General features: G+C 50.7%; 5 protein-coding genes. 2 read left to right on the top strand and 3 right to left on the bottom strand.

Annotated elements, in window-relative coordinates; all coding sequences use genetic code 11:
• Positions 1-18 precede the first annotated feature (18 nt).
• The 3 genes from C7R94_RS25430 to C7R94_RS25440 all read right to left on the bottom strand — a co-directional run bounded on the left by C7R94_RS25430 (position 19) and on the right by C7R94_RS25440 (position 2,819).
• Complete coding sequence (locus C7R94_RS25430) at positions 19-522, bottom strand: S4 domain-containing protein (protein WP_106785462.1); 504 nt, start codon at positions 520-522, stop codon at positions 19-21.
• Positions 523-834: 312 nt separating this feature from the next.
• On the bottom strand, positions 835-1,719 hold the full coding sequence (locus C7R94_RS25435) for a glycosyltransferase family 2 protein (RefSeq protein ID WP_106785463.1): 885 nt from the start codon (positions 1,717-1,719) through the stop codon (positions 835-837).
• On the bottom strand, positions 1,716-2,819 hold the full coding sequence (locus tag C7R94_RS25440; RefSeq protein WP_106785464.1) for a glycosyltransferase family 2 protein: 1,104 nt from the start codon (positions 2,817-2,819) through the stop codon (positions 1,716-1,718). The genes C7R94_RS25435 and C7R94_RS25440 overlap by 4 nt, the downstream gene beginning before the upstream one ends.
• A 149-nt stretch (positions 2,820-2,968) precedes the next feature.
• Between C7R94_RS25440 and C7R94_RS25445 the strand changes: the two genes are divergently transcribed.
• Entirely contained in the window at positions 2,969-4,057 is a 1,089-nt protein-coding gene (locus C7R94_RS25445; protein ID WP_106785465.1) for a glycosyltransferase family 2 protein, read from the top strand.
• Between the two features lie 304 nt (positions 4,058-4,361).
• The coding region (locus C7R94_RS25450) for an alpha-helical endospore appendage domain-containing protein (protein WP_106785466.1) at positions 4,362-6,220 on the top strand (1,859 nt) is incomplete at its 3' end.

Below are 6,220 nucleotides of genomic sequence, written 5' to 3' on the forward strand. Positions count from 1 at the left end.
CTTTTCCCATACATACTTTTACCCAATCAAAATCTGAATGATATCCGCTGCACTCAAGACAGCGCTTGGCTTCGTCTCCTGCTTATTAAGTCGAATATGCCCGTCCTTGATCTTGCGGACAATTTGGCTGCGACTCCAGCCTTCTATCTGTTCAGACAGCAGCTTGTCGAGGCGGAAGCGTGCCTCTGCACTCTCTATACGAATCGTCACTTCCTGAACGCCCTTTTCCTGGTATTCATGCAAGGGGAGAATAGGGAGCGGGGCAATTTCTTCACTGAACTCCGTGTCTGGCACCTCCCGATGATCTGTAAAGGCTTTGTAGATGGCCAGCTTTTCGTTCCACGTATGATTTTTTTCGCATTTATAGATAGCGAAGCGATAGATGTTTTTGCCGTTGGCGTTGTGGCGGCGGACGTTGGTATCGAAAAAGAGAACGGTTCGCCCGCAATTGCTGCAGTATCTCCGTACCGGCTGATCCTTATGATTTTCACGTAATACCCACGTATGCTCGATGGTATGCATGGTCCTTCACCTCGTCTAAAAAGTGAAAGGAACGCATCTGCTATTTGGATGTCCTGTAGGGCAGGCCTGTTTTTGAACACAAAAAAACGGAGATTCCCCATAGCGAACCTCCGTTAGGATATACACCTACAGATTTCGTTACGTTCCTTTGTAATGGGAAAAAAGGGCAGACTGCACCTGTGCGAAAAACCGTTTGTTTTCCGAAGGGCAAGCTATCCAGTTTTTTAGGCCATTACAAAGTAGTTGTTGGCATAAGTAGTTACCGTACCTTTCCATCCAAATAGACGTGTCGCCAGCATACCATATAATGGGTTAATTTCCAAGGGGGATCGTATTGTTGGCGACAGGAGGACGAGTGGTTTTCACGCGTAAAGGAGCGGAGCCATAGATTTGCTTCATCCAGGTTCGCGCTTCCGCAAAGTCACTCTCCCGATAGAGATGAAAAGCGGGATGGTGTGTATCCACAAAAAGGGACAAACCCAAAGCCTGCGCCCGGACGCAGAAATGACGGTCCTCTCCCCAGAAGCTCAGGTTTGAAATTTGCCTAAAGCTGACGCCAGCTTGCAGCGCTTTTCTGCGGATGAGGGTGCAGGCTCCCAGACCACCTACCTCATATACGCCGGGGACACGAAGTTGTCCGTAGAAAGCGTATTTCCGCAGGTACTGTTCTTCCAAGGAAATTTGTTCATGGCGTGCGCATTCGAATTGGGTGTATTCGTCTTTGAGCCACACCTGAGGGACGGGGACGGTATCTGGTGTCCAGCTCGTCCAGAAGATTTCAGATATGATCTCTTTGTCAGAGGCGAGCAAAACTTCCAAAGTGGCTGGCTGGAGAAGCAAATCCGAATCGATGAGGAAGAGGGCATCGTAATCTTGGTGTTTGGCGCGGGCGATCATTTCGTCTTTGAATCCAGCGACCTTCCATACGAGTGCTTCGCTCCAGTAATGGGTCCTCTCATCGCATGTGTAAGGATGGAGGTTGCCAGCAGCGGGGATAATGTCAACCTGTCCCGTTTGTTTGTCTGCAAAGTTTTGAAGGATATTGCTCGAAAGCGGATCGGTGTTGTCATCAACGAACAAATAGTGCAACGTCAAATTTGAGCTCGACAGCCTCTCTAGCGAAAACAAAAACATCCGGAGAACATCTGGTTCCTGACAAACTGGACTTCCGATTAGCACCCTTGTTTTCACACTCATAGCACCACCTCCCGCTTTTTTCCGAAGTGCGAAGCATGTATGGAGCTCGCTGTGTAATCGTAGACAAGGGATTCATGTGTCTTGCCCATGCGCTCCATGCATCGTCCCAAAAAGTGTAAAGCGTAAAAGCTCCCCATTCCTTGCTCACTAAAATGCTCCCATTGATTGTCCCCGATCTCCAAGCAATACTCAAAAGCTTTTACAGCCTCGGCATACAGACCATGCTCCATCAGGAAAACGCCTTTGTAAAAATGAAGGTCTACGTAATTGGGGTAGATTTGAATAGCTCGTGCAATCCCCGGCCATGCTCCGCGCATGCTGCCATGCTGGAAAAGAATATCGAATTTCAGCTTGTAGCAAATAGACGGGGGAGGCTGTTTAGTGGTCAAAAAGCCTCTCATTGCTTGATTCACCAGTGTAAATGCATGCTCTAATTGTTTGGCGCGAAAAAATTCGTTTGCGAGATGGTAATCGCACCACGGGTCTTGTTTGGATTTTTTTCTTTCGTGACGTAATAATCTCAAGTTGCGCAAAGCTTTTTGCTTTCGTTGAACGGCATCGTCCATAAATCCGAGATGGTGGATATGTACAGGGAGCAAAGGGACCGCGATATCCCTGGAAACGGTGGTCGGCCATTGAAGCACTTCGTGTATGTTTCTCGCAAATCGGAACCCTTTTTTGTTGCGAAATAAGCGGATTTGCCCGGATCGGTAGGCGCAGTGGCGCGAAGCTTGCTCCTTTTGCAAACCAGTGTAATGAATCATTTTCATAAAAAAGGCGTCGCCTTTGCTGGCACTTATAGCCTGACGAAGCACCCCCGGTTTTTCTTCCTGTACAATTTCATCTGCATCCAGCCATAAAATCCACTCGCCCTTGGCAACCTGCAATCCGGCGTTTCTCGCTTTCGCAAAGCTGTTTTCCCAAGGAATCTCCAGAACTTTTGCTCCGTATTTCCGACAAATATCCTGTGTACCATCGGTTGATCCTGTATCGACAACAATGATCTCGTCTACCACCATATGCACGCTGGACAGACATGCTTCTATCTGGTCTGCTTCGTCTTTGACAATCATGCATAGTGAAAGGAGAGGCGGGCTCATTCGATGATCACCTTCTTTTCGGTGTTGTCAGAACATATTGTTACACCATATTCGTGCGAGCAGATGGTTATGAAAGTACGGATACATAAAGGGGGATGGAAGGAAATAGGATGTTGAGAAAATGATTTTCTGGGGAGGGGGCGATCTGCATGTTCACGGTTAGCTTGTGCATGATCGTTCGGGATGAGGAAGAATCACTCGGTCGATGCTTGTCGACGGTCTGCGATTTGGTGGATGAAATCATCATTGTCGATACAGGGTCGACTGATCGGACCAAAGAAATTGCATTGACCTATGGTGCTCGGTTATTTGATTTTACCTGGGTGGACGATTTCTCAGCAGCTCGTAACTTTGCTTTTGCGCAAGCCAAGATGACGTACATTTTTTGGCTGGATGCGGACGATGTGCTTTTGGAGGTAGATCGAGAACGATTTGCTGCACTGAAGGCCTTGGACAATTTTGATTACGACAGTGTCTCGATGCTGTATCACTTAACGGTAGATGAGCGAGGGAAGCCTGTTCACTATTTGCGGAGAAATCGCCTCGTCAAAAGGAAGTGTAACTTTGTTTGGCATGGGGCAGTTCACGAGTATTTGGCCGTTGCGGGGGAAATTTTGCATAGTGAAATTGCCATTACTCATCAAAAAAATAAGCCGTACACAGACCGTAATTTGCAAATTTATGTAAAGCGCAAGGAAAAAGGCGAGGTTTTTGAACCGCGTGACCAATTTTATTTTGCAAATGAATTGTTCGATCATGCGAGGTACGAAGAGGCGGCTGAGCAGTATCAGCTGTTTTTGGACGGAGGCTTGGGCTGGATCGAGGATGAAATATGGGCGTGTCAGAAGCAGTCAGAGTGTTACGCTCACTTGAAGCAACCTGAAAAACAGATTCAATCATTGACCAGGACACTCGCGATCGACCTTCCGCGTGCGGAGATTTGCTGCAGGATGGGGGCTTTTTTTGTGGAGAAGCAGGATTTCCCGAAGGCCATTTACTGGTACCGGCAAGCGACATTATTGGAGCGGCCGCAAGATTCCATGGGGAAGGTAGATGAAGCGGCATGGACGTGGCTTCCTCATATACAGCTGTGCTACTGCTACGATCGGATCGGGGATCAACGAAAGGCGAAAATTCATCATGACATGGCAAAGCTGTTTTACCCGACACATCCAAGTGTAGCGTACAACGAAGCCTATTTTGCAGGACTGGAGCAATTGGATTCTGTAGAACACTAGATGGCTATACTCCTTCTTGGTTGTCTTTATTGTATGGGGGTAGTTGTTATTTTCGCACGGGTATTCTCTACAAAAATAGAATCGATCCTCGTTGATTAAAGAAGGAGATTTTCCATCCGTTACTGGTGAGAACTGCACGACAGATTGTTGGAATCCCTTTTTAGATTAAGGGGGATGGCTTCTTTTTTGGAGGAAGAGGATGGATGAAAACTAAGACCCGTTTACGGTTTGGTAATGCACTTGGATAACTTGTGTAACAACTCATGAGGGAGGGGAAACATCCTTTTCAAAGAGGAGGGGAATCATGTCATTTCCAAATATACCGAATATCACCCCGACCATTCATATAGGGCGTGATGAAGCGCTCAATTTAATGTTGTCTGCTTTAGCAATGGAAGAGTTGGGGCTTAGTCATATTTTAAATGCGGAAGCTGAAAAAATTCAGTATGCACTCGGGACAATTCCTGGGCTATCTGGACCAGGAGCCACCATTGCGGATTTGCTTGAGTTAAACAAGAGTGTGCGGGACATGCTCGAAGCAACGACAAAGCAAGACATGCTTTTGCAAAAGAAATTGGAGGCTGTGCTGGATGCTTCTAAACATCCGGTAAGGAGGATTACAGGGCCAACAGGGGCGACTGGACCTACAGGAGCAACTGGATCGACCGGAGCAACTGGAGTAAGAGGACCAAGGGGTGTTACGGGGGCTACGGGAGCAACTGGAGTAACTGGACCGAGGGGACCACGCGGAGCGACCGGGGCGAGAGGAGCAACGGGAGCGACTGGTGAGACTGGAGCAACCGGAGTAACGGGAGAGGTTGGAGCAACAGGAACAACAGGAACAACAGGAGAGACCGGAGCGACTGGAACGACCGGAGTAACGGGAGCGACTGGGGCAACAGGAGAGACCGGAGCAACTGGAGCAACGGGAACCGCGGGAGCAACGGGAGTAACAGGAGAGACTGGAGCAACAGGAGCAACAGGAGCAACAGGAGCCACTGGAGCAACAGGAGCAACAGGAACAACGGGAGCCACTGGAGAGACCGGAGTGACTGGAACAACAGGAGCAACCGGGGTAACAGGAACAACGGGAGAGACCGGGGCGACTGGAACCACCGGAGTAACGGGAGCAACCGGAACAACCGGAACAACGGGAGAGACCGGAGAGACTGGAGCAACAGGAGCAACAGGAACAACAGGAGTAACGGGAGCGACTGGGGCAATAGGAGAAACCGGAGTCACTGGAGTAACGGGAGCGACTGGGGCAATAGGAGAAACCGGAGTCACTGGAGTAACGGGAGAGACCGGAGCAACCGGAACAACAGGAGCGACCGGAGCGACTGGGGCAACCGGAGCAACCGGAGAGACCGGAGCGGCTGGAGCAACCGGAGTAACAGGAACAACCGGAGCGGCTGGAGCAACCGGAGCGACGGGAGAGACCGGAGCAACCGGAGCAACCGGAACGACCGGAGCCACTGGAGTAACAGGAACAACGGGAGAGACCGGAGCGACTGGAACAACCGGAACAACCGGAACAACCGGAGAGACCGGAGCAACAGGGGAGACCGGAGCAACAGGAGCAACAGGAGCGACTGGGGCAGCCGGAGCAGCCGGAGTCACTGGAGCAACGGGAGAGACCGGAGCGGCTGGGGCAACTGGAACAACAGGAGCAACGGGAGAGACCGGAGCGACTGGGGCAACTGGAGAAACTGGAGCAACCGGAACAACTGGAGCAACAGGAGAGACTGGAACAACAGGAGCAACCGGAACAACGGGAGCGACTGGGGCAGCCGGAGCAACAGGAGCAACCGGAACAACCGGAGCGACTGGAGCAACCGGAGCGACTGGAACAAACGGAGCCACTGGAGCCACTGGAGCCACTGGAGCCACCGGAGAAACTGGAGCAACCGGAACAACGGGAGAGACCGGATCAACTGGAGTAACGGGAACCGCTGGAGCAACGGGAGGGACTGGAGCAACCGGAACAACGGGAGCAACTGGGGCAGCCGGAACAACTGGAGCAACGGGAGAGACTGGAACAGCGGGAGTAACCGGAACAACGGGAGTTACTGGGGCAGCCGGAGCAACAGGAGCAACCGGAGTAACGGGAGAGGCTGGAGCGACTGGAGTAACAGGAACAACTGGAGATACCGGAGTAACGGG

The organism is Brevibacillus sp. NRRL NRS-603 (assembly GCF_003013445.1).
Lineage (GTDB): Bacteria > Bacillota > Bacilli > Brevibacillales > Brevibacillaceae > Brevibacillus > Brevibacillus formosus.

What these genes read in the sequence shown, in the direction of transcription:
- C7R94_RS25435 (WP_106785463.1), bottom strand. Translation starts at nt 1,719, where the DNA reads ATGAGTGTGAAAACAAGGGTGCTAATCGGAAGTCCAGTTTGTCAGGAA.
- C7R94_RS25440 (WP_106785464.1), bottom strand. Translation starts at nt 2,819, where the DNA reads ATGAGCCCGCCTCTCCTTTCACTATGCATGATTGTCAAAGACGAAGCA.
- C7R94_RS25430 (WP_106785462.1), bottom strand. Translation starts at nt 522, where the DNA reads ATGCATACCATCGAGCATACGTGGGTATTACGTGAAAATCATAAGGAT.
- C7R94_RS25445 (WP_106785465.1), top strand. Translation starts at nt 2,969, where the DNA reads ATGTTCACGGTTAGCTTGTGCATGATCGTTCGGGATGAGGAAGAATCA.